Here is a 25,517-nt window from a genome sequence, read left to right as displayed (position 1 = left end):
CACGCGAGGTCCCGGAAGTTCCCGGCTACCCGGTGATGGTTCCGTAGCCGTCGTTGCCCAGACCGGTCTGGGTCTGGGACGACCACAGCCGTCCGCCAGTGCCGAGTGAGGTGACGTCGGCGATCACCAGCGAGTCGACATCGTCCCGGGGCAGGTCGCCGGCCTGGGCGACGGCCTGCGCGTACGCGTCCCGCGCGCTGGCCGCGGAGGCCGCCAGCGACGCGGTGGTGGGCGACCAGGGGGAGGCGAGGCCGGTGGCGCCTGCGCCGACACCGAGCGCCGTGCCGCCGAGCTTGCCGTCCTTGTCGCCGTCCAGGATGTTGCCGCTGTTCCAGACCGTCTGGTGGGCCATCTGGTAGTAGGCGTTGGACGCCGTACCGGTGACGGGTCCGGCGATGAACGCGTTGTCGGCCACGTCGTGCCGGAAGGTCCCGCCGGAGTTGCCGGCCGTGTACCCGCCCTGGTAGTCGTACACGACATTGCCGACGAACTGTGTGTCGGCCTTGGCCAGCGGGTTGCGGTTGTGCGCGTCGGCGAAGACGTCGTGGTACCAGGTGAACGGTCCGCCCTCGGTGTGCGCGGCGAACCGCTGCCCGATCGGGTCGGCGATGATCGAGTCCTGCACGGTGATGTTCTTGGCGCCGACGGCGTCGATGTCGTCCCACTTGGCGAACTCGACCGACACATGGTCGAAGATCATGTCGCTCGCCCGGGCGAGCGCCAGGCTCGCCTTGCCGTTCGCCGGGTCGAGCGTACCCTCCCGGAATCTGACGTAACGGACGATGTCGTTCGAGGAGTTGGAGAAGGACACCTCCCTCCCGCGCAGGCCGATGCCCTGGCCGGGTGCGGTGTCGCCCTCGATGGTGATGTCGTCGGCCACGGACACCGCGGAGTTCAGCGTGATGTAGCCGCCCACGTCGAAGACGACGATGCGGTGCGATGCGCTCACCGCGTCCCGGAACGATCCGCTGCCGGAGTCGTTGAGGTTGGTCACGTGGTACGTGTTCCCGCCCGCGCCCCCGGTGGCTGTGGCGCCGTAGCCCACCGCGCCGTCGAACGCCACCGCCGGGCGTGCGGCCCGGGCCGGGCCGGCCCAGGAACCGGGAGCGAGGACGGCGACGGCCGCCGCGCCCAGGGCGGCGGCCGCGGCGACGACGGTACGGCGTGCGGTACGGCGACTGTGTGCAGGTGAAGTCATGTCTGCCTCCGACTCGTTGATGCCGTGAAGTTGCCGGCCACCACGGATTGGTTGCCGTCGATTGACGCGTGTGAGGGGCGTTGCTACGTTCCCCGGCTGACAGTAAGCGCTTTCCCCGTGCTCTGCACTCCTTGCGGATTCCAACCCACTTGAAAGGAACCGGAATTGGCCCTCAGCAGACGGTCCGTGCTTGCGGCCTCCGCCGCCCTCGTCCCCCTCGGCAGCGCCGGTGCGGCCGTTCTCACGGCCGCCGGTCCCGCGCGGGCCGCGGCGGGCTTCGGCTACACCAGCGGCGGCGGCTACTACACCGTGAACACCGGCGCCGGGCTGACCTTCAGGATCAGCCAGAGCAACGGCGACATGACGTCCCTGAACTACAACGACACCGAACTCCAGCCCTCCGGGACCAAGGGGTCCCACGTCGAGTCGGGACTGGGCGGTTCGGCGACGGTCACCGCGGCACAGACCGGCGACTACATCATCGTCACCGAGTCGGTCACCAACTGGTACGGCAGCGGCACCCTGGTCCACTACTTCGTCGTGGCGAGCGGCCGGAACACCATCTACATGGCCACCTACGTGGACTCCGCGGGCGGCGGCGAACTCCGCTGGATCCAGTACCTCAACCGCTCCGTCCTCAGCACGATCAACACCTCGTCCGACATCAGCGGCGGCACGGCCATCGAGTCCTCGGACATCTACCAGGTCGGCAGCCAGACCCGCTCGAAGTACTACTCCAACCGCCGCGCCCTGGAATTGACCCCGCGCGGTGTCACGGGCGGCGGCATCGGCGTCCACATGGTGTATGGCAACCGGGAGAGCAGCGCCGGCGGACCCTTCTTCCGCGACATCGAGCAGCAGGGCACGGACTCGTCGATCGAGCTGTACAACTACCTGTACTCCGCGCACAACCAGACCGAGAACCAGCGGCTCGGCGTCCTGTACGGGCCCTACGCGCTCATGGTCGGCGGCACGAGCACGCCCAGCGCCCCCGACATGAGCTTCCTGTACGGGCTCGGGCTGCGCGGCGCGGTGGCGGACTCCGGACGCGGCTATGTGAGGGGAAAGGCGTCCGGCGCGGCGAGCGGCTCGGCCGTCCTGGTCGGTTTCGCCAACGACACGGCGCAGTACTGGTGCACGCCCGACGCCTCGACCGGCAACTTCAGCAGCCCGATGATGAAGCCGGGTACGTACACCCAGACGCTGTACCAGGACGAACTGGCCGTCGCCACCCGCACGGTGACGGTGTCGGCGGGCACCGCCACCACCGGCCAGAACATCACGTCCACCTGGACGACGCCCGCCGCCCTCTTCCGCATCGGCGAGTGGAACGGCACACCGGCGTCGTTCGGGAACGGCTCCCGGCTGACCTCCATGCACCCTTCCGACGCGCGGATGAGCAGTTGGGGGCCGACCACCTACACCGTGGGCAGCAGCTCCGCCGCCGACTTCCCCGCTTACCAGTGGAAGGACGTCAACAACCCCACCAAGGTGGTCTTCACCCTCACCTCCGCCCAGATCGCGGCCCGCACGGTCCGCATCGGCATCACCGCCGCCTACGCGGGCGGCCGGCCCCGGATCACCGTGAACGACTGGACCTCGTCCGCACGCGGCGCCTCCGGCCAGCCGAGTTCCCGCAGCCTGACCATCGGCACCTACCGCGGCAACAACACCTTGTTCAGCTACTCCGTCCCGGCCGGTGCGTTCGTCGTCGGCACCAACACGCTGACCATCAACGTCATCAGCGGCTCGAGCGGCAGCGCCTATCTGAGTCCGGGCATGAGTTACGACTGCGTGGAGATGTACTGATCCCGGGGACGGGCCGCGGGCGGCTCGATCGTGCCTGCGGTTACGGAGCGGTGCGCCGCGCCCGCCGAGCGGGCGTGGGGCTGTGGACCGCGTCGGGGTGATCGGCGAGACAGTCGGACAGGCCTGGCGGCGGATTCAGGCTCGTGCCATGGACGTGCCACTTCGGGTCTGGCGCGGCCTGCGAGTCCGCACCAGACGCCGGAAGCTCTGGACTTCTTCTGCGGCGGGCAGTCCCCCGGCCTGCTACTGCTGGGGCTCCATCACGTCCGCCACGACGCAGCTGACATTGTCGGGGCCGCCGGAGCCGTTGGCGAGGGCGATCAGTTCGCGCACGGCCTGTTCGGGCTCCCTGGTGCCGCAGAGCGCCCGGCGGATCTCCTCGGTCGCCACGACGGTGGACAGGCCGTCGGAGCACACCAGGTACCGGTCTTCGGGCAGGGCGTCGTGCAGGCGCATGTCGGGGGTGCCGTCAGCACCCCGGCCCAGCGCGCGCACCAGCAGGGACCGCTGGGGGTGGGACATCGCTTCTTCCGGGGTGAGGCGTCCTTCGTCGACCATCGACTGCACGACGGTGTGATCGTGGGTGATCTGGAACAGCCTCCCGTCACGCAGGAGGTAGACCCGGCAGTCACCGATGTGGACGAGCGCCATCTGCGAGCCGGTCCACAGCATCGCAGTCAGGGTCGTACCGGCCTCTTCGGGGCGGGAGCCGGCCGCGGCGGCGCCGTGCACGGCCTGCTGGGCCTGTTCAACGGCGTCTTCCAGGACGTCGAGGAGGCTGCCGGCCGGGATGCTGTCGGTCTCCAGGTGCTTCAGCGCCTCCACGGCGGCGGCGCTCGCGGGGGCTCCGGTGGTGCCGAAGCCGTCGGCGACGGCCAGCAGGCGGGAGCCGGCGTAGGCGGTGTCCTGGTTGCGTTCGCGGGCAAGGCCTGTGTCGGACAGGGCGGCGTAGCGGATGTGCAGGGGCCGGGCGGTCGAGGCCATGACGGGATCCTTCCGGGACAGGTGGTCGATGAGGAAGGCGGCCAGGTCCCGCCGGGCGGCGGTGTCCGCCTCCACCCGGGCCCAGAACGCGCGGATCTCGCGGGCCGCCGGGCCGGGCTCCAGCGTGCAGACGTACCGGATGCGGGTCAGGGGCATCCCCAGCCGCCGGAGCCAGGCGACCAGCCGGGCCTGCTCCAACTGCTGTGGGGCGTATAGGCGGTAGCCGGTTGCCGGGTCCACGCGAGCGGGAGTCAGCAGGCCCAGCTCGTCGTACAGACGCAGTGCCTTCGGCGACAGCCGGGACGCCTTCGCGAACACCCCGATGGTCAACAGTCCCATCCCGCCCTCCTCATGCCGAGCACGGCGCCCGGCCCCACCGATGCTGCGGCCTGCCCCAAGGTGAAGGTCAACCGAACGTGCGCCGCACACGCGCCGGTCGATTCCGGTCGCACCCCGGCTGCGGGCGTCGGACCGGCCCTTGGCGACCGGCCGGGCTCCCGTGTGGCCCGAGGTGTGTTCCGGCCCGAGAAACGCCGCCGAACACCGCGCCTCGATCCTCTCCGCGGCCGTACACGCCCACAGCCCTCCAAGCACAACCGCCCCCCATGACACTGCAGTCACCACTGCCACAGCACACCGAACGTGTGCGTTCAGGTCCATGACAACGCAGCTAGGGTGATCAAGTGACGGAATTCAGCATCCTCGGTGATCACACGCATTGGCGGAAGGACTTCGAGCGGCGGCTGCGCGCCTCGTACGCGGCGGCGGGACTTGGAACGGCCGCCGCGGAGCGCATGCTCACCAGAGCGTGCGACGGCATCGGCAACTGGACCGTCGCCGAGATCACGGACGCCGGTACCCGAGTGGGACACGTCGCCGTGATCGTGAGCGACGACAAGGGGACACCCGAGGGCCTCATCGGCGACCTCCGCGTCGATGCGTCCCACGCCGGCCGGGGACTCGAGCAGGGCGCCCTGGAGTGGGCCGAGGACTGGTGCGCCGAGCGCGGCGCACGCCGACTGTACACACGGCTCACCGAGACCGCCGGCGCGCTGTTCGACGGCTACTCCGTCCTCGGCCAGGTCAGGACGCGGTCCGTCGGTTCCCCGCCGCAACCGCTCGACGGCATCACCGCGCGGCCGATGACTCGGGCCGAGTACCCCGAGTGGCTCGCCTCCGAGAAGGACTCGTACATCGCCGGCATCGTCCGGTCGGGAGCCCTCAGCCCCGAGGAGGCCGTGCTCAAGTCCGAGCGCGACTTCGCCGACCTGATCCCCGAGGGCCTGGCCACACCCGGCAACACGTTCCTCGTGCTCGAGGCGGCCGGCGAAAGGATCGGCACCGGCTGGCTGAAGCACGGATACCTCCCCGGGGTCACCTACGGCTACTCCCTGCACGTCCAGGAGCAGCACCGCGGCAAGGGGTACGGGCGGGCCGCGATGAAGGCCGGCGAACAGGCGACGCTCGCGGCCGGCGACTCGTCGCTGATGTTCACCGTATGGGGTGGCAACGAAGTGGCCATGAGCCTCTATACGAGCGCCGGCTACCACGTCATAGAGGAGTCCCGTGCCATCGGGCTTCCCCGCACCCCGGCCCGGTCGTCATGACGGCGCACCGGCTCAAGGGCGTCTGGCGCCGCTGATGGCGACGGAGCACGTTGGATTAGGCTGCCTTTCATCAGGCAGTCGCCTCGAGCAGAAGGCCCTTGGGTATGGCAGTACGGGAGCTTCGTCCGCACCAGCGTGAAGCGGTGGACGCGGTCCTGCGCGCCCTGGAGTTGCCGGCCGGGGCGACGGTGCCGGAGCGGGGGCTGCGGACCCAGGTGGTCATGGCGACCGGGTCGGGCAAGACTCTGGTGGCGGTGCGCGGTGCGGAGGAGTTGCGAGCGGGCCGGGTACTGGTACTCGTCCCCTCGCTGGATCTGCTCGCGCAGACCGAGGCGGCCTGGCGTGAGGGCGGGCGCAGGGGGCCAGTGATCGGGGTGTCCTCCCTGCGCGGGGACCAGGCATCCTTCCCGAACACGACGGATGTGGGTGAGCTGATCGCCTGGGTCGGGCCGTTCGAGAAGGTGACGGTGTTCGCGACGTATGCGTCGCTGGGACTGGGAACCCTGGAACGAGCCCACGCCGCCGGGCTGCCGGGCTGGGATCTGATCGTGGTCGACGAGGCCCACCGCACCTCTGGGCGGATCGGCAAACCGTGGGCGGTCGTGCACGACAACACCCGGATCCCGGCGTTGCGGCGGCTGTACATGACGGCCACACCCCGCCTGTGGCAGCCCGACGACGAGAGCGAGAGCGCGGAGCGGGGGGTGCCCGGAGAGCTGGTCGCCTCCATGGACGACGACCCGGACGGTCCGTTCGGCAGCCGGTGCTTCACGCTCACGCTGTCGGCCGCCATCGACCGGGGCATCTGCGCCCCGTATCAGGTGGTGTGCGTCGACGTCACCGACACCCACCTCCAGGCCGCCCAACTCCTCGGCATCGAGGGCTACTCGGACGCCGTCCGCGGGGCCCGGCTCGCGGCCCTGCAGACCGCGCTGGTGAAGGCCTGCACCGAGGAGGACTTCCACCGCACCCTCGTCTTCCACCACATGGTCAAGGAAGCCGAAGCGTTCGCCGCCGGACTCCCGGACGTCGCCCGGCGCCTGCACGCGGCCGAACCGGAGCGGTATCCGGGGCGGGTCTGGGCGCAGTGGCTGTGCGGCGACCACACGCCCCGACACCGCCGGCGCGTCCTCGACCAGTTCGCCCGTGGCACCACCGACGACGGGACGGCCGTGGACAGGGGTTTCCTGGGCTCGGTGAAGGTGCTGGGCGAGGGCGTCGACACCCACGCCTGCGACAGCGTCTACTTCGCCGACGTCCGGGGCTCCATGCCCGACCTGGTCCAGGCCGTCGGCCGCGCCCTGCGCACCCGGCCCGGCCACGGCAAGCTCGCCTCCCTCGTCGTCCCCGTCCTCCTCGGCCCCGGCGAGACACCCGACAACCTTCTCACCTCCCGCGCCTACGACGGACTCGCCAAACTCCTCGCGGCCCTGCGGGCGCACGACGCACGCATCGTCGAACGCCTTGCCGAACCACAGGCGCAGAGCCGCGCCAAAGGCGTGCAGACCCGCACCGGTGATCACGACACCGACCGTGCCGAAGACGACGGTCACCTGTCGGCGCCGGCACGGGCACTGCTGAAGTTCTCCACCCCGCGCGACCCCGAACACCTCGCCGCCTTCATCAGCCTCCGTGTCCTCAACCCCGAACGCGCCCACTGGCGCCGTGGCATCCAGGCCGCCGTCCACTACACCCGGCTCCACGGCGACCTCAACGTCCCCTTCACCTACCGTGTCCCCGAAGGACACGACGCGGAAGGAGCGGGATGGCCGCGTGCGCTGGCCGGGTACCCGCTCGGGCAGTGGACCGCGGACGCCCGACGAGCCCACGCACGCGGCCGTCTGGACTCCGAGCGTGTCGCACAGCTCGAGAAGCTCGGCATGATCTGGTCCCACCACGACACCTCCTGGGAGCAGGGCATCGCCGCCGTCCGCGGCTGGGCCGCTGAACACGGCCACGCCCTCGCCCCGCTCGACGCCACCCACCAGGGCTACAAGGTCGGGATCTTCCTGAAGAACGCGAGGGCCGCCGCGCGCAAGGCCGCCGAACTCGAGCGGCGGCGTGCCGAAGGACTCCCCGTCCACTCCACGACCGGCGCCCTGCCGGAGGAACGACGCGAGCAGCTCGACGACATCGACCCCTCCTGGTGCCCCGCCTGGCCACTGGACTGGCAACGCGCCTTCCACCTCACCCGGCAACACCTCGAAGCCGGCGGCTCGTTGCCCACGTCGCCGGGCGAGGTCGTGTACCAGGGCGAGGACCTCGGACGCTGGGTGCACCAGCAGCACCTCGGCCACGGCAGACTCACCACCGTCCAGCAATGGATGCTCGAGCACATCCTCGGCATCCGGCCGGCCGGCGAGGACGAGAAGCCGAAGGCGCGCCGGAGCCACAGCGACAGGTGGACGATGTACTACACCGCCGCCCGCCAGTACTTCCAGCGCGAGGGACACCTGCAGGTCCCGCGCAAGCACATCGAGACCATCGCCGTGGCCCGGGGTGACGGCCGGCACCTGGAGCAGGACGTCAAGCTCGGGGCATGGATCAGCAACCAACGCTCCCGGGCCGCGGCCCTCACCCCCGAACGCGTCGAACAACTCACGGCGATCGGCATGCGGTGGACGTGAGTCAGGGCGCCTTCCGGGTGCGGGCGGACACGCGCCGCCCTGCCCTGCGCAACACCTCCTCCGGGACGGCCTCGCTGTCCTTCTCGGCCGGTCGCGCCACTACTCCGACGGCGCCCACGGGGCGGACAGCAGATCGGCGACGGTGCGCCGGTCGCGGGTCTGCGGCGGTTCTCCGGCCGCCTTTCCCAGCGCGATCATGGAGATGATCGCCCATCCCGGGTTCGGGCACAGCTCTTTGGTGAGGCCCTCCAGGTCGAACGCGCGGAACTGGTGGGCGGCCAGCCCCATCGCCTGAGCCTGGACGGTCATGTGGGCGATGGCCTGACCGAGGTCATAGTCCGCGAACTCGGAGTAGAGCAGCTGCGTGTCGCCGACGTGGCGTCGCGTCAGCGTCACGACGAGGAGACCTGCGTCCGTCGCCCACCGGGCCGAGCTGGGCGCGAGGTGGCGCACCACCAGTTCGTGCTTCGGCTCACCGGGCCGGCTCGTGAAGAAGCCCCATGGCTGGGAGTTTCCGGCGGACGGTGCCCACCGCGCTGCTTCCAGCAGCAAGCCCAGTGAGTGGTCGTCGACGGCGGCCGACGGGTCGAACCGGTAGGGGCTGAACCGGCCCGCCAGCAGAGGATGAAGGCCGGCGGGCGGTTCGGGATCACGTTGCATGTCCCGGTGCAACCGGCCACCGTACGGGCGTATTCCGGCCGGAAGCCGGCGGACCGGGTCCCGAGTCGGCCGCCCGGGTGGTGATGCCTTTCAGAGGTAGCCGGGGAAGGGCTGGACGCCCATCAGGACCGCGCCTGCGCCGTCGTACATGCCTTCCTGGAGGAAGGCGTGCTGCGGCACCACCGAGGCGTCGCGCAGGTAGCGCTGCATGGGGCTGTCGTCGGCGATGGCGGAGATGCCGGCGAGTTGGTAGGCGGCCCGTACGACCTCGCTGGAGGTCTTGGCGAGATGGGCGGCGGTGAGTCGCAGCAGGCTGGCCTGTTCGGGGGTCGCGCGGTCGCCCGCCTCGACCGTGGACCACACTTCTTCGGTGATCTCGTAGAAGAAGGCACGGGCGGACCGGAGTTGGGCCTCGGCCTGGCCGACCGCGATGCGGTACGTGGCCCGTTCGGCGGGCTTCGGGGCGCCGGTGTAGCCGGAGCGGCCGCCCTGCGCGATGACATGGTCGAGCGCGGCGCGGGCGACGCCGAGGCCGACGACCGCCAGGACCTGGGCCGCGTACGGGACGCTCGGGTAGCGGTACAGCGGTTCGTCGACGGTGGGCTCGCCGCCGCGCACGAACGTCCACTCCTCGGGTACGACCGCTTCGTGGACGACGAGGTCGTGGCTGCCGGTGCCGCGCAGACCGATGACGTCCCAGTTCTCGGCGATCTCCACCTGGTCGGGCCGCAGCAGCGCGGTGAGCGGGCGTCCAGCCTTCTGCTCGCCGCCCTTGATGCCGACGCCCAGGATGTCCGCGCCGTTGCAGCCGCTCGCGAACTTCCAGCGGCCCGAGAACCGGTAGCCGTTGCCGACCCGTTCCGCGGCCTGCACGGGGAACAGGCCGCCGGCGAAGACCACGTCGGGTCCGTCCGCGTACAGCTCGGCCTGGGTGTCCCGTGGGAGTGCCGCTAGATAGATGAGGGAGGAGCCGAAGCTGGCGACCCAGCCGGCCGATCCGTCGACGACCGAGATCCGCTCGATGAGGCGGAGGAACTCCGCCGGGGGCAGGGCGTCGCCACCGAACTGCTTCGGGGTGCTCGCCCGGTAGATCCCGGCCTGCTTGAATTCGGCCACGACATCGCGCGGTATGTGCCGCTTCTCCTCGAATTCGGCCCGCCGCTGCGCCACCACGGTGAGCACGCGGTCCAGTTCCGACGGCGTCCGCGTCATGAGCGATTCTCCTCGCACTGCCGGGCGGATTCCGATTCCGCCTCGCCTCCACGCCAGGGCTCCGCAAGCGCTCTGCTGCCCTGAAAGGGACTACCCGTCGGCGTTCTTCGGCTCGCTGATCCGGCGGGCGGCCTCCACCACGGCCGCGCGGTGCTCGGCCAGCCGCTCCGGTGACCACCCCGACCCGCTCGCCTGCGCGTCAGCCCCTTCCGCGGCCCAGAACCACGCCTGGGCCGCGGCGAGGATCATGGTGAGGAGATCGACGGGGGGCATCTCCCGAGCGAGGTCGCCACGCTGTTGCGCGTCCGCCACTGCGGCGGTCTTGCGCTCGAACGCCTCCGGTTCGAACTCGGTGGCGGAGGGGCGTTCCAGGAGCTTCCACAGGCGCAGGCGCATGAGGTCCGGCCGGGCCACCAGGTGGTCGAAGATCGCGCCCGCGTATCCCGGCAGGTCGTCGACGTCGAACGGCACCGACTCTGCGCCGGCCGCCAGCGCCCGCCGCAGCACCTCGTCGAACAACTGCTCCTTGTTGCCGAAGTAGGCGTAGATCAGCCGCTTGTTCGCGCCCGCGGCCTCGGCGATCCGGTCCACCCGGGCCCCGGCGATGCCATAGGCGGCGAATTCACTGAAGGCGGCGTCGAGCAGCCGGGCCTTGGTGGCACTGGAATCGCGTGGCATGTCCACCACCCTAGCAAGTAACTATCTAGTTATTGACACCGGCGATCCCGGCACCTACCGTGTGTATCTATCCAGTTAGTTACACAGCTGGTCACCAAGCTGGTCATCGAGTGGAGAGAAACCTCATGGAACACCGCGCACTGGGCAGCCAGGGCCTGACCGTCGGAGCCCAGGGCCTCGGCTGCATGGGCATGAGCGCCTTCTACGGCGCCACCGACGAGACGGAGTCGCTGGCCACCATCGACCGCGCGCTGGAGCTGGGCGTCACCCTGCTGGACACCGCCGAGAGCTACGGCCCCTTCCGTAACGAGCAGCTCCTCGGCGAGGCGCTGGCCGGGCGCCGTGATGCCGCTGTCGTCTCCACCAAGACGGGTGTCGAGATCACCGACGACGGCACTGCGCTCGGTCTCAACGGCCGGCCCGAGTACGTGCGCCGAGCGCTCGAACGCTCGCTGCGGCACCTGGCCACCGACCATGTCGACCTGTACTACCTGCACCGTATCGACCCCGACGTGCCGGTCGAGGAGACGATCGGTGCGCTGTCCGAGCTGGTCGCCGCGGGCAAGATCCGTCATATCGGTGTGTGCGAGGCGTCCGCCGGTACGATCCGGCGTGCTCACGCCGTGCACCCGCTCACCGCCGTCCAGACCGAGTACTCGCTCTTCGAGCGCGGGATCGAGCACGACGGGGTGCTCGACACCCTCCGGGAGCTGGGGATCGGCCTGGTCGCCTACTCCCCGCTGGGGCGTGGCTTCCTGTCCGGCGCCATCACCAGCCCCGACGATTTCGCCGAGGACGACTGGCGCCGTACCGACCCCCGGTTCCAGGGCGAGAACTTCGACCGCAACCTCGACGTCGTCCGTGCGGTCCGTCGCATCGCCACTGCCAAGGACGTGACGCCGTCCCAGCTGGCACTCGCCTGGGTCCAGCACCAGGGCGCCGTCGCCATCCCCGGCACCAAGCGCCGCCGCTACCTCGAGGAAAACGTCGCCGCGACCGAGGTGACCCTCACCGCGGAGGAACTCGCCGCGATCGAGGCGGTCGCCCCTCACGGCGTGGTCACCGGCGACCGCTACGCGCCCGAATTCATGGGGACGCTCAACGGCTGAGAGCCGCCGGCGCTCTCACGCCGTCCCGCCGTTCGCATGGCCCGGCGTTCATGTCCGATTCTCAGACACCCCACGCCTTCGGCCACAACCGCCGCGGAGGTGATCGGACCTGCACGGCCGCCGGGCCGGGGTCACCGGAGCCGGTTCCGGAATCGGGGTGGAGACCGCCCGGGCGCTCACGTCGGCGGGCGCCGGGCTCGGGCACACGGTCACCAGCCGCTGACGCGGCTCCAGACGGCCTCGACGGCAGGCGCGCCGGTCGTGGGCCGGCTGCTGTCGATGACGTGGTAGCCGCGGTGCTGTGCCGCGGTGGCGCAGGCGTGGTTGGGCAGGATCCGCAGCCGGGTGCCGATGGGAAGGTCGGGCAGGACGGCGTCGTCGCGGACGGTGAGGGTGCCGTGTTCCTGGCTCGCGGCGCTCATCACGAGGCCCGGGACGAGGGTGCCGTCGAGGTCGGTGACCAGGCCGTAGCCCTGGTCCCGGGCCTGTGCGGAGGTCCCGCGGTCGCGGGACATGGCCATCCAGCCGCCGTCGGTGACGATCCATCCGTACTCGGGCCGGTGCCCGATGACGGTGACGACGACGGACAGCGCCAGGTCGTCGGTCCGGCAGACTCCGAGGCCGGCCATGACCAGGTCGAAGAAGACGTAGTTGCCGGCGCGCAGTTCGGTGACGCCGGTGAGGTCCTCGGCAGCGTGGGCGGTCGGTGTGGAGCCGACGCTGACGGTGTGCACGGGCAGGCCGGCGGCGCGCAGTCGGCCGGCCGCCGTGACGGCGGTGTCCCGTTCGTTCTTCGCGGCCTGGCGCTGCTCCTCGGCGCTGTAGGCGAAGTAGGACTCGCCCGCGTGGGTCAGCACGCCGTCCAGGCATGCGGCATCGTGCAGGATCCGGCCGATGCGGGTGAGGGCGGGGGCGTCGGTCCTGAGGCCGCCGCGGTGGCCGTCGCAGTCGATCTCGATCTGGGTGGGAATGCCGATACCGGCCCGGCGGGCGGCTTCCGCCACGGCGGTGGCCTGTTCGGTGCTGTCCAGCAGGATGCGCAGTGTGACACCGCTACGCAACAGGGCGATCACCCGGGGCAGTTTGTGGGGATCGATGCCGACGGCGTACGTGATGTCGGTGTAGCCCCCGTCCGCGAAGGCCTCTGCCTCAGCGAGGGTGGACACGGTGACCGGGCACGGGGCGCCGCTGTGCAGGAGCGCCGCGACGTCGAGGCTTTTGGCCGTCTTGACGTGCGGGCGCAGCACGACGCCGAGCCGGTCCGCCTTGGCCGCGAGCCGTTCGATGTTGCGCAGCATCCTGTGTACGTCGACAACGGCGAACGGGGTGTCGGGGTCGGCCAGCGTCTGGGCGATGACGGGGGCGGTGTGCATGGGGTGACGTCCAGTTTCCTCAGAAGGTCCGGGCCGAGCGCTGTCGCCGTCAAGGTCTTTCACTTGGTGTAGTTGTAGACGGTCGCCCGGGACACACCGAGCAGGTCGGCAATGGTCTGGGCGGCGTCGCGCGAGTGGAAGTAGCCGTCGCTGTGCAGCTGTCGTACGAGCGCCTTCTTGTCGGCTCGGCTCAGTGACCTCGGGGTGCCCGCGCGTTCCGCCGCCAAAGCCTCGACCGTCTGGCGCAGTTCGCGTGCGTTGCGGTCCCGCAGTGATTCCAGGGGGTGGTCAGGGTGTTCGCTGTCCGTGGCGACCAGGTTGGCCAGGGCGAGTGTGACCGGGGAGAGCACGGACACGTCGAGGTTGAGACACAGGGCCGCGATGTACTCGCCCCGGGTGTTCTTGATGCCGATGGAGGTGCTCTTCGCGGGGCGGCCGTCGGGGAACTGGTTGGGGTAGTTCTGCAGGACGCTCGGGTAGTCCGGGTCGGCGATGCGGGCCAGGCCCAGCTCGGTCGCGGAGTCCCCGACCTGGCGGCCGGAGAGGTTGTTCTCGATCGTCCGGATCGCGTGCTGCGGGTCACGCAGATCGTGCAGGACCACCTCGCAGAGCCCGGGGAACATGCGGCCCAGCGCAACGGCGATCTTCTCGGCCTCATGGATGAGGTGCTCGTCCGATGCGGCCTGTGTGCGTGCGGCGTGGTTCATGGTTCCTTCATCAGAGGCGCTTGCTGGGCAGCAGACTATCCACACCTAGCCGAATTGTCTAGATCTATATTTGCAGTCTAAGGACGACGGGGGCGAGCCGTAGAGCCGTACCGCGAAGCCGCCGGCCAGGCCGAGAGAGACGGCGGGTGCCAAGACCCTGACGTGCAGTTACCTGGGGTCCGAAGATTGCGCATCCGCTCCCCCGCCGCGATGGGTGCATGGCACACTCACGCTCGCAGTGCCATGAAGCGGCGCCCAGCGGCGTCGGCCGAGCCAACGGAGGCGGCTACATGCCGGGTCCCATCCAGTCCCTGTCCCGAGCCGCGGCAGTGCTGCGGCTTCTCGCCACGGGTGAGCGCCAGTTCGGCCTCTCCGACACCGCCTCACGCCTGGGTCTGCCGAAGGGCACGGTGTACGGCATCCTGCACACGCTCCGCCAGGAGGGCTTCGTCGAGCAGGACCCGACGTCCGGCAAGTACCGGTTAGGCGCGGAACTGGCGCGGATGGGCGGCAGCTACCTCCAGACCCACGACATACGCGCCCACGCCCTCGTGTGGGCCGACGACTTGGCCAGGGTCACCAAAGAGACGGTGCACGTGGGCGTGCCCCATCCGTCGGGCGTGCTGATCGTCCATCATGTCTTTCGGCCCGGCGCCGCCGATCTCATACCGGAGACCGGCACAGTGGCGTCGTTCGAGAGGAGCGCCCTGGGCATGGTTCTGGACGCCCACAGGCCGAGGCCGTCCGGCGCTCCGGCGGCTCCTGAGCACATTTTGCGGAGCGTGCGCGACCAGGGCTGGGCCTGCGCCCCCGCACCGGCGTGCGCCGGCATGCTCTCCGTCGCGGTACCGATCCGGGACAGGCGGAAGGCCGTTGTCGCCGCGGTGAGTGCCACAGGAGCGAGCGAGCGCATCTGCGACGACGGCAAGGTGTGCGGGTCCGTGCTCTCCGCCGTCAGGACCTGCGCCCGCGCACTCTCGAACGGTCTGGGCGCCGATCACCTGCGATAGACAGACGCCCGGTCTTCGAAATATTTCGCTCCGAACCTCGAATGATGCGAGGGGTATTGACGCCCCGTCACCCCCTCCTATCATCCCCTGCATCCGGAACATCGATCGCCGTTCGGCATACCGAACTCCGACGAAGGGTACTGTCATGCTCACGCCATTACCTGCGGCGAAACACCGACGGCCCGGCCGACGCCTGAGCGCGCTGCTGGGCGCACTCGTCGCCGCCACGCTCGCGGCCACCACCGGAACGGCCGGCGCCCAGCCCGCACCGGTGCGGGCCGGCACGCTCGGCGCCCAAGCCGCCCAGTCCGGACGGTACTTCGGCACCGCGGTAGCCGGCGGGAAGCTCGGTGACGGGACGTACACGACGATCCTCGACCGCGAGTTCACGACGGTCACACCCGAGAACGAGATGAAGTGGGACACCACGGAGCGCTCCCGGGACTCCTTCAACTTCGCCCCCGCGGACCAGATCGTCGCGCACGCCACCGGCCACGGACAGCGCGTCCGGGGCCACACCCTGGTCTGGCACTCCCAACTGCCCAGCTGGGTCTCGGCGATCACGGACGCCACCACGCTGCGCGGCGTGATGCGCCATCACATCACCACGGAAGAGAGTCACTTCAAGGGGAAGATCTACGCCTGGGACGTGGTCAACGAGGCGTTCGCGGACGGCAGCAGTGGTGCGCGCCGGGCCTCCGTCTTCCAGAAGGTCCTCGGCGACGGCTATATCGAGGACGCCTTCCGCACCGCCCGCTCGGCCGACCCCGCCGCCAAGCTCTGCTACAACGACTACAACATCGAGAACTGGTCCGACGCCAAGACCCAGGCCGTCTACCGCATGGTGCGCGACTTCAAGTCCCGTGGCGTACCGATCGACTGTGTCGGCTTCCAGAGCCACTTCGGCAGCTCCGGGCCGCCCGCGAGCTTCGGCGCCACCCTGTCGAACTTCGCCGCGCTCGGCGTGGACGTACAGATCACCGAGCTGGACATCGCCCGGGCCCCGGCGACGGCGTACGCGGACACGGTCAAGGCGTGCATGGGCGTCGCCCGCTGCACCGGCATCAGCGTGTGGGGCATCCGCGACAGCGACTCCTGGCGCAGCGGCGACAGCCCGCTGCTGTTCGACGCCGCCGGCAACAAGAAACCGGCGTACAGCGCCGTACTGTCCGCCCTCGGCGGTACGGCAGCCACGCGGACATCCGCCGCCGCAGCGCTGCCGTCGAGCTTCAGCTGGTCCTCCAGCGGCCCGCTGATCGCGCCGAAGCCGGACGCCACGCACCAGATCGCCGGGATCAAGGATCCGTCCATCGTCCGCTTCAACGGCAAGTGGCACGTCTTCGCCAGCGTGGCCAGCTCCTCCGGCTACAGCCTGGTCTACCTCAGCTTCAGCGACTGGTCGCAGGCCGGCGCGGCCACCCACCACTACCTGGACCGCTCGGCCATCGGCACCGGATACCGGGCCGCACCGCAGGTCTTCTACTACGCGCCGCAGAAGCTGTGGTACCTCGTCTACCAGACGGGCAACGCCTCGTACTCCACCAATCCGGACATCAGCAACCCCGACGGCTGGAGCGCGCCCCGCAACTTCTACGCGTCGATGCCCGACATCATCAAGCAGCACATCGGCAACGGCTACTGGGTCGACATCTGGGTGATCTGCGACAGCGTGCACTGCTTCCTGTTCTCCTCCGACGACAACGGGCACCTCTACCGCTCGCAGACCACCGTCGGCCAGTTCCCGAACGGCTTCACCAACACCGTCATCGCCGCTCAGGACTCCGACAAATACGCCCTGTTCGAGGCGAGCAACGTCTACAAGGTGCAGGGCGGCAATCAGTACCTGCTGCTCGTCGAGGCGATCGGCTCGGACGGGCGGCGCTACTTCCGCTCCTGGACCTCGGGCAGCCTCACCGGCTCCTGGAGCCCGCTCGCCGCGTCCGAGAGCAATCCGTTCACGCGGGCGAGCAACGTGGCCTTCCCGTCCGGCGCCTGGACCAAGGACATCAGCCATGGTGAGATGATCCGGGCCGGGTACGACCAGACACTGACCATCCCGGCCTGCCACCTGCAGTACCTGTACCAGGGCCTGGATCCGAGCGCGAGCGGCGACTACAACAACCTGCCGTGGCGTCTCGGCCTGCTCACCCAGACCGGCTCCACCTGCTGATACCGCACCGGCCGTGCCCGCGCGGACCGCAGCGGGCACGGCCTCGCGACCCTGGCTTGACCCTCACACCGTGTCAGGCGGTCAACTCGGAGACATCATGTTCACCATCGGAGACTTCGCCAGACACGGCCGTGTCTCGGTCCGGATGCTGCGCCACTACGACGCGACCGGTCTGCTGCACCCGGCCCACGTCGACCCCGTCAGCGGCTACCGCCACTACACCGCCGCCCAACTCGCCCGCCTCAACCGGATCATCGCGCTCAAGGACCTCGGCTTCACCCTTCAGCAGGTCCGCGACATCGTGGACGAGAAGGTCAGTGCCGGGGAACTGCGCGGCATGCTGCGGCTGCGGCGGGCCGAACTGGAGACTGCCGTGGCCGCAGCAGGCGCACGGCTGGTCCGGGTCGAGGCGAGGCTCCGAGCGATCGAGAGTGAGGGCCACATGCCCACGAACGACGTCGTCATCAAGAACGTCCCCGCCGTCCGGGTGGCGGAGCTGACCGCGACCGCCACGAGTTTCGAGCCCGAGCACATCGGTCCGGTCATAGGGCCGCTCTACGACGAGCTGTTCCGGCGCCTGGAGGCGGCAGGCATCACCCCCACGGGCCCCGGCGTCGCCTATTACGAGGACGCCCCGGAGGGCGATGGCAGGATCAGCGTGCACGCCGCCGTCCAGGTCTCCGCGCCGCTCCGGGACGACGGCCTGCGCATCCTCGACCTGCCGTCCGTCGACCAGGCGGCGACCATCGTGCACCGCGGCTCGATGGACACCGTTCTCCCCACCGCCCAGACCCTGGCCCGCTGGATCGAGGCCAACGGCTACCAGTCGACCGGATACCCCCGCGAGATCAACCTGGAGTGCCCCGACAACCACGACGACTGGGTTACGGAACTGCAGGCACCGGTGGCCCAGGCCTGATCCACGGCACCGCGACGGTCTTCCCGGTCGGCAACCCCGTGGGCAGGTCGGCTGCTCGACGTGGACCTGGCGGCGTTGCGCGCGCGGTTGCCGGAGTCCGCGACCGGATCGCCACTCGTCAGTTGGCGCTGGTCCCCGCCCTCGACTCCACGAACCACTCCCGGCCGAGCAGCCATCCAAAGACGGGAGTCGGCAGACGGATCAGCAGCCTCATGACGGGAGCCAGCCGGCCCGTCCCGGACACCTCTGAGCGATGCGCGGCGAGTGCGGCCTGTTTCTGCCGGGCGAACCGTCGGACATCGATCCGGTGAGTGATGGCGGCGCGGGGGCTGTAGGCGCTGCGCAGTGCGTCCGCGTCGTACCGGAACGGGATCCTCAGCAGGCGGACGAGCCTGACCAAGCGGTCCACCACGTCGCGCGGCATCGTCGCCTCCAGCACCCGGGACACCCCGGCCAGCTCGGCGGCGCGCTTGCCGACCTGGTGCACCTTGACGTGGTCGCGGTGGCCGTATCCACCCCGGGCGTCGTAGCTGAGGAGGAGCTGTACGCCTTCGGCACGGAGGATGTCGGCCAGCCGCTCGGCCGCCTCCTCCGTGTCCGCCCGCGCAAAACGTGTCCGGTCCGGCGGATCCGGATGGAGCACGGGTCCGTGTCCACTGTCGGCGTATCCCAGGTGCACCACACGCGCCACACCCAGCACGGCCGCACTCGCCCGGAGTTCCCCCAGCCGCGGTGCCTCGCCCTCCGGGGTGGCGCCCATGAGGCCGTCCGTGGCGACCACGATGACCACACGGTGCCCATCGGCCGCGGCCCGGGCGAGCGTGCCACCGGTCAGGAGCACCTCGTCATCCGGATGTGCGTGAAAAGCAAGGATGGTCGCCATGCAGCCATCCTGGACCACGGCAGCCATCGCTGTCCTGCGCACCACGGCCGCTGGGGCAAAGGGCCGAGCCGCAGGAAGTCACTCTCCCTCGGGGGGCCGGCCGTGCCGACCACTGGGGCGAGTGTCCGGCAGCGAGCTGAGCGGACCGACGCCGGCGGGGACTTCCCTCATGCCGCCCCGTGCGCTCCCGGCTTCCCTCTCCTGACGCCACGACAGGGGGTGTGCTCCGCGTGCCTCGGCAGCGAGAAGGATGAACCATGCCGCGATGCTGACCAGATGGATGCGCTGGGCGATGCCCTGGCCGCCGGGATGCCCCAGGTAGGGGCCGACGGTGGCGATCGCCGATGCCATCGACACCGGCATCAGGTACGGCGCCCAGCGGCCCGCGGCCGACTCCGGGCGGCCGGGGCCGGGGCGGCGCGCCGCCAGGCCGAACAGCGCCATGGAAGCGAACAGCGTGAATTCGACCAGGCCGCTGGTGGTGGTGTGCTGGATGTTGTCGGGCGGGCAGCCGTGCTCCACCGAGGGCGCGCATCCCATCGGCAGCAGCACGTCCAGGACGGAGCATCCGCCGAATGCTGCCACGGCGCCCCAGCCTGCCAGGGTCAGGCCCCACGGCGCGGAGCGTGCGGCCAGCGCCGCACCGGCGATCACCGCCGCGGAGCAGGCCAGTTCCACCGTGCCGAACAGCAGCCGGTGCGGCTGATCCGCCGCGAAGGTCTCACTGACGTAGGAGCTGGCCTGAGGCAGGCCGGTGGTCACGCAGAACTGCAGCAGCCAGTCGTTGTAGAGGACGGCGGCGACGCACAGCAGCACCGACGCTGCCGCCGCAGCCGCGCCCCGTGCCAGACATCTTCGCAAGAGAACCAATTCCGTCCAGCTCGCACCGGTGCCGTTGCCCGTCGCCGTCGAAAAAATGCACTTACTACCGTACGCGACGTCCGTGCATATACGAGACATCTCGTACGCCTTGTGCCGGTACGTCGATGGGGGCTCCCCCGTACGGCTTCGCACGCGCGGGGGCACCAGGGGAACGGCTTCTGGCCGACGATGCCGCCGTGAGCGGCCAAACGGCGTCCCCGCATCCCGGGTCCCGGGTCCCGGGTCCCGTACCGGCCGTGCAGTGGCCGATTTCGCGCCTTACTTCAAGTAGCACTTGCAGAACGGGGCCGACTATATGATCAAATCTACCGATGCGTACCCCCCACATACCGACGCATCAAGCTGATCAGTCCGACGGACCTCCCACCAGGATGGTTCCGCCCGGCCGCAATCCGTACGACGAACTCGCTTCGCTGGCAGACCATTCGCTGGACGACTTCCTCACCGAGGACAGCGCGGCGACCCGGCAGGACGACGATGCCGAAGAGCCCTGGGCCCCGCCCAATCACAGGCGTGGCAGCCGCCGTCGCAATCGCGCCACCGGCCTGCCCACCCTGGTCCGATTCCTCGTCTGGGCACTGACCTTCGCCTGCCTCGTCACCCTGGCCGACCGCTGGGCGCTGCTCTACGCCGAGCACAAGGCCTCCCAGCAGCTCAAGGACAAGCTGCATCTCGCGGCCGCCCCCGAGGTGCACATCGGCGGCTTTCCCTTCCTCACCCAGCTGGCCGCCCGGCGCCTGGACTCGGTCCGGATCACCGTGCCCGACATCCCGGCGCACCGGGTCACGCTCACCGAGGTCACCGCCACCGCAGACGACATACGCATCGACGGCGACGGACCAACCACCGTACGCGGCGCACTCGTCCGGCAGGCGCACGGTCAGGTCCTGCTGTCCTTCGCCGACATGAACCGCGAACTCGGCGCCTCGCAGCTGGCGTTCACGGCCGAAGGACCCGGAACCATACGGGCACACGGCACCCTGCACATCGCGGGCCGCGACCTGAGCGTACGGGCCGACGCCCGCGTCCGGCTCGACGGAGAGCGCGGCATCGCCACCTCCGTGGACGGCATACGGCTCGACATCGACGACCTCGCTACGTACCAGCCCGGCACCCGGCCCACCGAAGGCCTCCACCTGACCAGCGCCACCGCGCGCCGCCTCACCCGGGAGGCCGAGAAGATCAAGGCCTTGCTCGCACTCCCTGCCATCGTGCACCGCCTGGGCGTGCCCGACAGCGCGGTGAGCGCCGCGCTCCACGACGAGGACAAGCTCCACCAACTCACCGGCGCGCCACGCTTCCTGCACGATCTGACCAGCATCAACCTGGTGGACGTGGCACTCGCCCACCCGTGGGTCCTCGAGAAGCTGGGCCTGGATCCGTCCCTGCTCCCCGCGCTGACCAAGCTCACCCGCCCGCAGATCGCCGACCGCTTCTCCTTCGCCTTCCAGCTCCCGAAACCACCTTCGGGCGCTCTGCGCCTCGAGCGTGTGACGGTCGGCAAGGACGGCATACGTGCCGACGTCTCGGGGGCGGGACTGCTCCTGGGCCACTGAACCCGCCCGCCGTGCAAGGGCGATGCGACAGGAGCGGCGGGGCATGGGCAGTGCCGCGGTCGCACCGCGCCACCCGGACAGATACAGGTGGCGCGGTGCCGAAGGGATCCGGTGAACAGCACCATCCGCGAGTGACAGGCGCCTGAAGTCCGTGAGCGCCTCCACGACTGTGGTGCGCATCACATCCTCCTCATGTCACGGGCGGGCCGTCTGCTCCCATCTGGTGGGCGTCAGCAGGCGAGCCGAGGAGGACGCAACGATGAGCGCACAGCGGGAGACCGGCAGGGCGGGCACGCACCGTGTGGTGGTGCTGGGGGCGGGGTACGCGGGCATGGCCGCTGCCGTCCAGCTCGCGGCCCGGGTGAAGGGGCGCCGGGGCGCGGAGGTGACGGTCGTGAACGCGCAGGAGCGGTTCACCGAGCGGATGCGGCTGCACATGACGGCGACCGGTCAGCGGCTGGCCGACCTGAGCATTCCGGAGCTGCTCGAGGGCACGGGGGCGCGGTTCGTGCGCGGCTGGGTCACGGCGGTGGACGCGGACGCGCGGACCGTACGGATCGACGACGACCGGGTGCTGCACTACGACACGCTGGTGTACGGGCTCGGCGGGGTCGCCGACACGTCGGCGGTGCCCGGCGCCGAGCAGCACGCGTACACCCTGAGCGGCGTGCAGGACGCCGAGCTGCTGGCCGACCGGCTGGCGCGGCTCGAGGGCGGCACGGTAGTGGTCGTCGGCAGTGGACTGACCGGCATCGAGTCGGCCGCGGAAATCGCCGGACGGCACCCGGAGTCGACCGTCGTGCTGCTGGGCCGGGCCGATCCCGGTGCGGCCATGAATGCCAAGGCCAGGGCGTATGTGCACGCGGCGCTCGACCGGCTGGGCGTCCAGGTGCGCTCCGGGGTCGAGGTGGTGAAGGTGCTGCCCGGTGCGGTCGAACTGGCCGGCGGGGAAAGCGTGACCGCCGACGCGGTCCTGTGGACGAGCGGTACGCGGGTGTCGCCGCTGGCGGCCGCCGCGGGGCTGGCCGTCGACGAGCGCGGACGCATCGTCACCGACGCCGCGCTGCGGTCGGTGTCCCACCCCGAGGTGTACGCGATCGGTGACGCGGCCGCGATCCGCCAGGGCTACGGCGTCATGCACGGCACCTGCCAAGGGGGCATGCCGACCGGGGTGCACGCCGCGCTGTCGATCGACCGGGTGCTCAGGGGCAGGCAGCCCAAGCCGTTCCGCTTCGGCTACTACCACACGCCGGTGAGCCTGGGACGCGGTGACGCCGTGGTGCAGTTCACACGGCCCGATGACAGCCCCCGCCGAATCTGCCTGACCGGCCGCATGGCGGTCAGGTACAAGGAGACGGTGACTGCCTCCCCCTGGCCGACGTACGGCCGTATGAAGAAGATGCCCGCCTCGGGCGCGATCTGGCCCCGCGGGGGCCGGTTCACGCGGGTCAGGAGGACCAAGTGACCGCCCTGTCCACCCACCCGGACCAGCAGATCTTCCACGAGCACCGGCGGCTGCTGTTCTCCGTGGCCTATCGCGTCCTCGGCAGCGCGGCCGACGCCGAGGACGCGGTCCAGGACGCCTGGATCAAGTGGTCCGCCGCGGACCGCTCACAAGTGGCCGACCCCAAGGCCTATTTGACACGCATCGTCTCGAACCTGGCGCTGGAACGGTTGCGGTCCGCGCGGCACAAGCGGGAGACGTATGTGGGGCCGTGGCTGCCGGAGCCCATCCTCACCGGCGGGGACGCCTGCGAGGCCGTCACGGACGCCGAGTCGGTGTCGATGGCCATGCTGGTGGTGCTCGAGACGCTCAGCCCGCTGGAGCGTGCGGTGTTCGTGCTGAAGGAGGTCTTCGACTTCAGCCACGCCGAGATCGCCGAGGCGGTGGAGCGTTCCGAAACCGCGGTACGGCAGGCCGCGCACCGGGCCCGTGAGCACGTTCGGGCCCGACGGCCGCGCTTCGCCGCGGACCGGTCGCGGCAGCGTGCGGCCACCGAGCGGTTTCTCGCCGCCGCGACCGGCGGCGACGTCAACGCCTTGCTGGAACTGCTGTCCCCGGACGTCACCTTGTGGACCGATGGCGGCGGCAAGGTCCGTCAGGCCCTGCGCCCGGTCGTGGGCGCGGCCACGGTGGCGGCCTGGTTCGCGGCCATCGGCACCGTGACCTATCAAGGAGTCCAGCCCACCGACATGAAGGCCGAACTCCTGGAGATCAACGGCGAACCGGGCATGGTCTTCAGCGGCCCGGGACGCGTGATCGCCACCGTCACCTTCGACTTCGACACCGACGGCCGTATCACCGCCATCCACAACGTGGCCAACCCGGACAAACTCCAGGCGATCAACGACGGCACCACCTACGACATCGGCACCCGGTGAGGCCCTCCTGCCACGACGACGCCTCGGCCGTGATGTACGGCGGCCGGCGCAACAGCGCGAACGCGGCCGGCCGCCCTCCCGGTCGGCGACGAATCCCGGTCTCTGCCATGCGCCCCGTCAGCGACGCCGACGGGAGTTGAGCCGAGCGGCCTGGCGTGTCAGGTGGTCGCGTTCGGCGAGGTCGGGTGCCTTCTGGGCCGCCTCGGCGTACAGCCGTGCCGCCGTGACCAGGTCGCCGTCACGCTCGTGGAGATACGCCGCCACCGCGGTGTAGCGGGGCAGTGAGGCGTCCAGCACCGCAAGCGCCGCCAGGCCGGCCCGCGGTCCGTCGGCCTCGCCCACGGCGACCGCGCGGTTGAGCCGGACGACCGGGCTGTCGGTCAGGCGCGCGAGTTCGTCGTACCACTCGACGATCTGCACCCAGTCCGTCTCCTCGGCGGTGGGTGCGTCGGCGTGGAGTGCCGCGACGGCGGCCTGGGCCTGGAACTCACCCAGCCGGTCACGGGCGAGGGCCGCCTGCAGGATCCCGACCCCCTCGGCGATCAACTCGGTGTCCCACCGGCCGCGGTCCTGCTCGGCGAGCGGTACCAGGCTGCCGTCCGGCGCGGTCCGGGCGGCGCGCCGGGCGTGGTGGAGCAGCATCAGGGCGAGCAGCCCCGCCACCTCGGGATGGTCGATCTGGGCCGCGAGCTGCCGGGTCAGCCGGATGGCCTCGGCGACGAGGTCGACGTCGCCGGAGTAGCCCTCGTTGAAGACCAGGTAGAGGACGCGCAGCACGGTGGCGACGTCGCCGGGCTGGTCGAACCGCACGCCGGAGACCGTTCGCTTGGCCCGGCTGATGCGCTGGGCCATGGTCGCCTCGGGCACCAGGTAGGCCTGGGCGATCTGGCGGGTGGTCAGCCCGCCGACGGCGCGCAGCGTGAGCGCGACCGCGGACGACGGTGTCAGCGACGGGTGGGCGCACAGGAAGTAGAGCTGGAGGGTGTCGTCCACCGCGGACGCGGGCCCGGGCGCCGGCTCCTCGTCGACGAGGTCCTCACGCCGGCGGCGGGCGGTGTCCGCGCGGGTCGCGTCGAGGAACCGGCGCCAGGCCACGGTCACCAGCCAGCCCTTCGGATCGCGCGGCGGGTCGGCCGGCCACACCCGGACCGCCTCGACCAGCGCGTCCTGCACGGCGTCCTCGGCCGCCGCGAAGTCGGCTCCGCGGCGGACGAGGACGGCGAGCACGCTCGGCGTGAGGCTGCGGAGCAGGGCCTCGTTCATCGATGGGGGCACTCCGTGATGGTGGGCGGCGGGGCCAGGAACGGACGCACCTCCAGCCACTCGTGGATCGGCTTCCCGCCCGCCCCGGGAGCGGCCGACAGTTCCCCGGCCAGCTCGACGGCGCGCAGGTAGCTGTCGACGTCGATCACCATCCAGCCGGCGATGAGGTCCTTGGTTTCGGCGAATGGGCCGTCGGTGACCGGCGGGCGCCCCTCACCGTCGTACCGGACCCACATCCCCTCGGGGGCGAGCGCCTTGCCGTCGACGAACTCGCCGGTCTTCTCGAGCCGGGCCGCGAAGTCGTTCATGTACTGCACGTGCGCCGAGATCTCCTCCGGCGTCCACTGGTCCATGGGCACGTCGTTCACCGCTGCCGGAGCGCCGCGGTAGTGCTTGAGCAGCAGGTACTTGGCCATGGTGTCTCTCCTCGGTGCTGGTGCGACCCATTGTGGCCGCGTTCACCCCTGGGACGAAGCCGGCCACGGGTT

21 protein-coding genes are annotated in these 25,517 nt (G+C 70.5%); 10 read left to right on the top strand and 11 right to left on the bottom strand.

The window, feature by feature from the left end; all coding sequences use genetic code 11:
- Positions 1-25 precede the first annotated feature (25 nt).
- A complete protein-coding gene (locus tag A6P39_RS39695) occupies positions 26-1,198 on the bottom strand; it encodes a hypothetical protein (RefSeq protein ID WP_067038847.1) in 1,173 nt (390 codons plus the stop codon).
- A 165-nt stretch (positions 1,199-1,363) separates the two neighbouring features.
- Between A6P39_RS39695 and A6P39_RS39690 the strand changes: the two genes are divergently transcribed.
- Positions 1,364-3,007 (top strand): rhamnogalacturonan lyase B N-terminal domain-containing protein, encoded by a 1,644-nt coding sequence (locus tag A6P39_RS39690; protein ID WP_067038848.1) that lies wholly within the window; start codon positions 1,364-1,366, stop codon positions 3,005-3,007.
- A 243-nt stretch (positions 3,008-3,250) separates the two neighbouring features.
- Here the strand turns inward: A6P39_RS39690 and A6P39_RS39685 are convergent, their stop codons facing one another.
- On the bottom strand, positions 3,251-4,330 hold the full coding sequence (locus A6P39_RS39685; protein ID WP_067038849.1) for a protein phosphatase 2C domain-containing protein: 1,080 nt from the start codon (positions 4,328-4,330) through the stop codon (positions 3,251-3,253).
- A gap of 344 nt (positions 4,331-4,674) precedes the next feature.
- Between A6P39_RS39685 and A6P39_RS39680 the strand changes: the two genes are divergently transcribed.
- A complete protein-coding gene (locus tag A6P39_RS39680) occupies positions 4,675-5,598 on the top strand; it encodes a GNAT family N-acetyltransferase (RefSeq protein WP_067038850.1) in 924 nt (307 codons plus the stop codon).
- Positions 5,599-5,702: 104 nt separating this feature from the next.
- Positions 5,703-8,225, top strand: a complete 2,523-nt coding sequence (locus A6P39_RS39675; protein WP_079133050.1) for a DEAD/DEAH box helicase — start codon at positions 5,703-5,705, stop codon at positions 8,223-8,225.
- A 99-nt stretch (positions 8,226-8,324) separates the two neighbouring features.
- Here the strand turns inward: A6P39_RS39675 and A6P39_RS39670 are convergent, their stop codons facing one another.
- The 3 genes from A6P39_RS39670 to A6P39_RS39660 form a co-directional block, all read right to left on the bottom strand.
- Entirely contained in the window at positions 8,325-8,885 is a 561-nt protein-coding gene (locus A6P39_RS39670; RefSeq protein ID WP_067038851.1) for a nitroreductase family protein, read from the bottom strand.
- Between the two features lie 90 nt (positions 8,886-8,975).
- Positions 8,976-10,097, bottom strand: coding sequence for an acyl-CoA dehydrogenase family protein (locus tag A6P39_RS39665; protein WP_067038852.1), 1,122 nt, complete (start codon positions 10,095-10,097; stop codon positions 8,976-8,978).
- A 90-nt stretch (positions 10,098-10,187) separates the two neighbouring features.
- Entirely contained in the window at positions 10,188-10,775 is a 588-nt protein-coding gene (locus tag A6P39_RS39660) for a TetR/AcrR family transcriptional regulator (protein ID WP_067038853.1), read from the bottom strand.
- Between the two features lie 125 nt (positions 10,776-10,900).
- On the opposite strand from A6P39_RS39660, the gene A6P39_RS39655 reads away from it, so the two are divergent.
- Positions 10,901-11,884, top strand: coding sequence for an aldo/keto reductase (locus tag A6P39_RS39655; RefSeq protein ID WP_067038854.1), 984 nt, complete (start codon positions 10,901-10,903; stop codon positions 11,882-11,884).
- Between the two features lie 209 nt (positions 11,885-12,093).
- Here A6P39_RS39655 and A6P39_RS39650 read toward each other — a convergent pair whose 3' ends face one another.
- Both A6P39_RS39650 and A6P39_RS39645 read right to left on the bottom strand, forming a co-directional pair.
- Complete coding sequence (locus A6P39_RS39650) at positions 12,094-13,257, bottom strand: DSD1 family PLP-dependent enzyme (protein ID WP_067038855.1); 1,164 nt, start codon at positions 13,255-13,257, stop codon at positions 12,094-12,096.
- 59 nt (positions 13,258-13,316) lie between these two features.
- On the bottom strand, positions 13,317-13,964 hold the full coding sequence (locus A6P39_RS39645) for a helix-turn-helix transcriptional regulator (protein ID WP_067038856.1): 648 nt from the start codon (positions 13,962-13,964) through the stop codon (positions 13,317-13,319).
- A gap of 290 nt (positions 13,965-14,254) precedes the next feature.
- Here A6P39_RS39645 and A6P39_RS39640 point away from each other — a divergent pair, with 290 nt between their 5' ends.
- The 3 genes from A6P39_RS39640 (at position 14,255) to A6P39_RS39630 (ending at position 18,063) form a co-directional block, all read left to right on the top strand.
- Positions 14,255-14,974 (top strand): IclR family transcriptional regulator, encoded by a 720-nt coding sequence (locus A6P39_RS39640; RefSeq protein ID WP_067038857.1) that lies wholly within the window; start codon positions 14,255-14,257, stop codon positions 14,972-14,974.
- A 145-nt stretch (positions 14,975-15,119) separates the two neighbouring features.
- Positions 15,120-17,144 (top strand): non-reducing end alpha-L-arabinofuranosidase family hydrolase, encoded by a 2,025-nt coding sequence (locus A6P39_RS39635; RefSeq protein WP_067038858.1) that lies wholly within the window; start codon positions 15,120-15,122, stop codon positions 17,142-17,144.
- Between the two features lie 97 nt (positions 17,145-17,241).
- Complete coding sequence (locus tag A6P39_RS39630; protein ID WP_067038859.1) at positions 17,242-18,063, top strand: MerR family transcriptional regulator; 822 nt, start codon at positions 17,242-17,244, stop codon at positions 18,061-18,063.
- 118 nt (positions 18,064-18,181) lie between these two features.
- Here A6P39_RS39630 and A6P39_RS39625 read toward each other — a convergent pair whose 3' ends face one another.
- Complete coding sequence (locus A6P39_RS39625; protein ID WP_067038860.1) at positions 18,182-18,946, bottom strand: PIG-L deacetylase family protein; 765 nt, start codon at positions 18,944-18,946, stop codon at positions 18,182-18,184.
- A 78-nt stretch (positions 18,947-19,024) separates the two neighbouring features.
- Positions 19,025-19,807: a DUF998 domain-containing protein gene (locus A6P39_RS39620; RefSeq protein WP_234378670.1), complete on the bottom strand. Its 783-nt coding sequence runs from the start codon at positions 19,805-19,807 to the stop codon at positions 19,025-19,027.
- Between the two features lie 332 nt (positions 19,808-20,139).
- Between A6P39_RS39620 and A6P39_RS39615 the strand changes: the two genes are divergently transcribed.
- From A6P39_RS39615 to A6P39_RS39605, 3 genes are all read left to right on the top strand, one after another.
- Positions 20,140-21,384, top strand: coding sequence for an LmeA family phospholipid-binding protein (locus tag A6P39_RS39615; protein ID WP_067038862.1), 1,245 nt, complete (start codon positions 20,140-20,142; stop codon positions 21,382-21,384).
- Between the two features lie 259 nt (positions 21,385-21,643).
- Positions 21,644-22,849 (top strand): NAD(P)/FAD-dependent oxidoreductase, encoded by a 1,206-nt coding sequence (locus tag A6P39_RS39610; protein ID WP_067038863.1) that lies wholly within the window; start codon positions 21,644-21,646, stop codon positions 22,847-22,849.
- A complete protein-coding gene (locus tag A6P39_RS39605) occupies positions 22,846-23,766 on the top strand; it encodes an RNA polymerase sigma-70 factor (RefSeq protein ID WP_067038864.1) in 921 nt (306 codons plus the stop codon). The genes A6P39_RS39610 and A6P39_RS39605 overlap by 4 nt, the downstream gene beginning before the upstream one ends.
- Before the next feature lie 117 nt (positions 23,767-23,883).
- On the opposite strand, the gene A6P39_RS39600 is transcribed toward A6P39_RS39605, so the two are convergent.
- Both A6P39_RS39600 and A6P39_RS39595 read right to left on the bottom strand, forming a co-directional pair.
- The gene (locus A6P39_RS39600) at positions 23,884-25,029 is read right to left on the bottom strand and encodes an RNA polymerase sigma factor (RefSeq protein WP_067038865.1); all 1,146 of its coding nucleotides are present in this window, start codon (positions 25,027-25,029) and stop codon (positions 23,884-23,886) included.
- Positions 25,026-25,445, bottom strand: a complete 420-nt coding sequence (locus A6P39_RS39595; RefSeq protein WP_067038866.1) for a YciI family protein — start codon at positions 25,443-25,445, stop codon at positions 25,026-25,028. The genes A6P39_RS39600 and A6P39_RS39595 overlap by 4 nt, the downstream gene beginning before the upstream one ends.
- Between the last annotated feature and the right edge of the window lie 72 nt (positions 25,446-25,517).

The sequence above is a fragment of the Streptomyces sp. FXJ1.172 genome, assembly GCF_001636945.3.
Lineage (GTDB): Bacteria > Actinomycetota > Actinomycetes > Streptomycetales > Streptomycetaceae > Streptomyces.
This window is presented reverse-complemented; position numbering and strand designations above follow the sequence as displayed.

Coding starts and splice junctions, on each gene's coding strand:
- A6P39_RS39695 (WP_067038847.1), bottom strand. CDS start 1,198: ATGACTTCACCTGCACACAGTCGCCGTACCGCACGCCGTACCGTCGTC.
- A6P39_RS39685 (WP_067038849.1), bottom strand. CDS start 4,330: ATGGGACTGTTGACCATCGGGGTGTTCGCGAAGGCGTCCCGGCTGTCG.
- A6P39_RS39675 (WP_079133050.1), top strand. CDS start 5,703: ATGGCAGTACGGGAGCTTCGTCCGCACCAGCGTGAAGCGGTGGACGCG.
- A6P39_RS39670 (WP_067038851.1), bottom strand. CDS start 8,885: ATGCAACGTGATCCCGAACCGCCCGCCGGCCTTCATCCTCTGCTGGCG.
- A6P39_RS39665 (WP_067038852.1), bottom strand. CDS start 10,097: ATGACGCGGACGCCGTCGGAACTGGACCGCGTGCTCACCGTGGTGGCG.
- A6P39_RS39660 (WP_067038853.1), bottom strand. CDS start 10,775: ATGCCACGCGATTCCAGTGCCACCAAGGCCCGGCTGCTCGACGCCGCC.
- A6P39_RS39655 (WP_067038854.1), top strand. CDS start 10,901: ATGGAACACCGCGCACTGGGCAGCCAGGGCCTGACCGTCGGAGCCCAG.
- A6P39_RS39650 (WP_067038855.1), bottom strand. CDS start 13,257: ATGCACACCGCCCCCGTCATCGCCCAGACGCTGGCCGACCCCGACACC.
- A6P39_RS39645 (WP_067038856.1), bottom strand. CDS start 13,964: ATGAACCACGCCGCACGCACACAGGCCGCATCGGACGAGCACCTCATC.
- A6P39_RS39640 (WP_067038857.1), top strand. CDS start 14,255: ATGCCGGGTCCCATCCAGTCCCTGTCCCGAGCCGCGGCAGTGCTGCGG.
- A6P39_RS39635 (WP_067038858.1), top strand. CDS start 15,120: ATGCTCACGCCATTACCTGCGGCGAAACACCGACGGCCCGGCCGACGC.
- A6P39_RS39630 (WP_067038859.1), top strand. CDS start 17,242: ATGTTCACCATCGGAGACTTCGCCAGACACGGCCGTGTCTCGGTCCGG.
- A6P39_RS39625 (WP_067038860.1), bottom strand. CDS start 18,946: ATGGCGACCATCCTTGCTTTTCACGCACATCCGGATGACGAGGTGCTC.
- A6P39_RS39615 (WP_067038862.1), top strand. CDS start 20,140: ATGCGTACCCCCCACATACCGACGCATCAAGCTGATCAGTCCGACGGA.
- A6P39_RS39610 (WP_067038863.1), top strand. CDS start 21,644: ATGAGCGCACAGCGGGAGACCGGCAGGGCGGGCACGCACCGTGTGGTG.
- A6P39_RS39600 (WP_067038865.1), bottom strand. CDS start 25,029: ATGAACGAGGCCCTGCTCCGCAGCCTCACGCCGAGCGTGCTCGCCGTC.
- A6P39_RS39595 (WP_067038866.1), bottom strand. CDS start 25,445: ATGGCCAAGTACCTGCTGCTCAAGCACTACCGCGGCGCTCCGGCAGCG.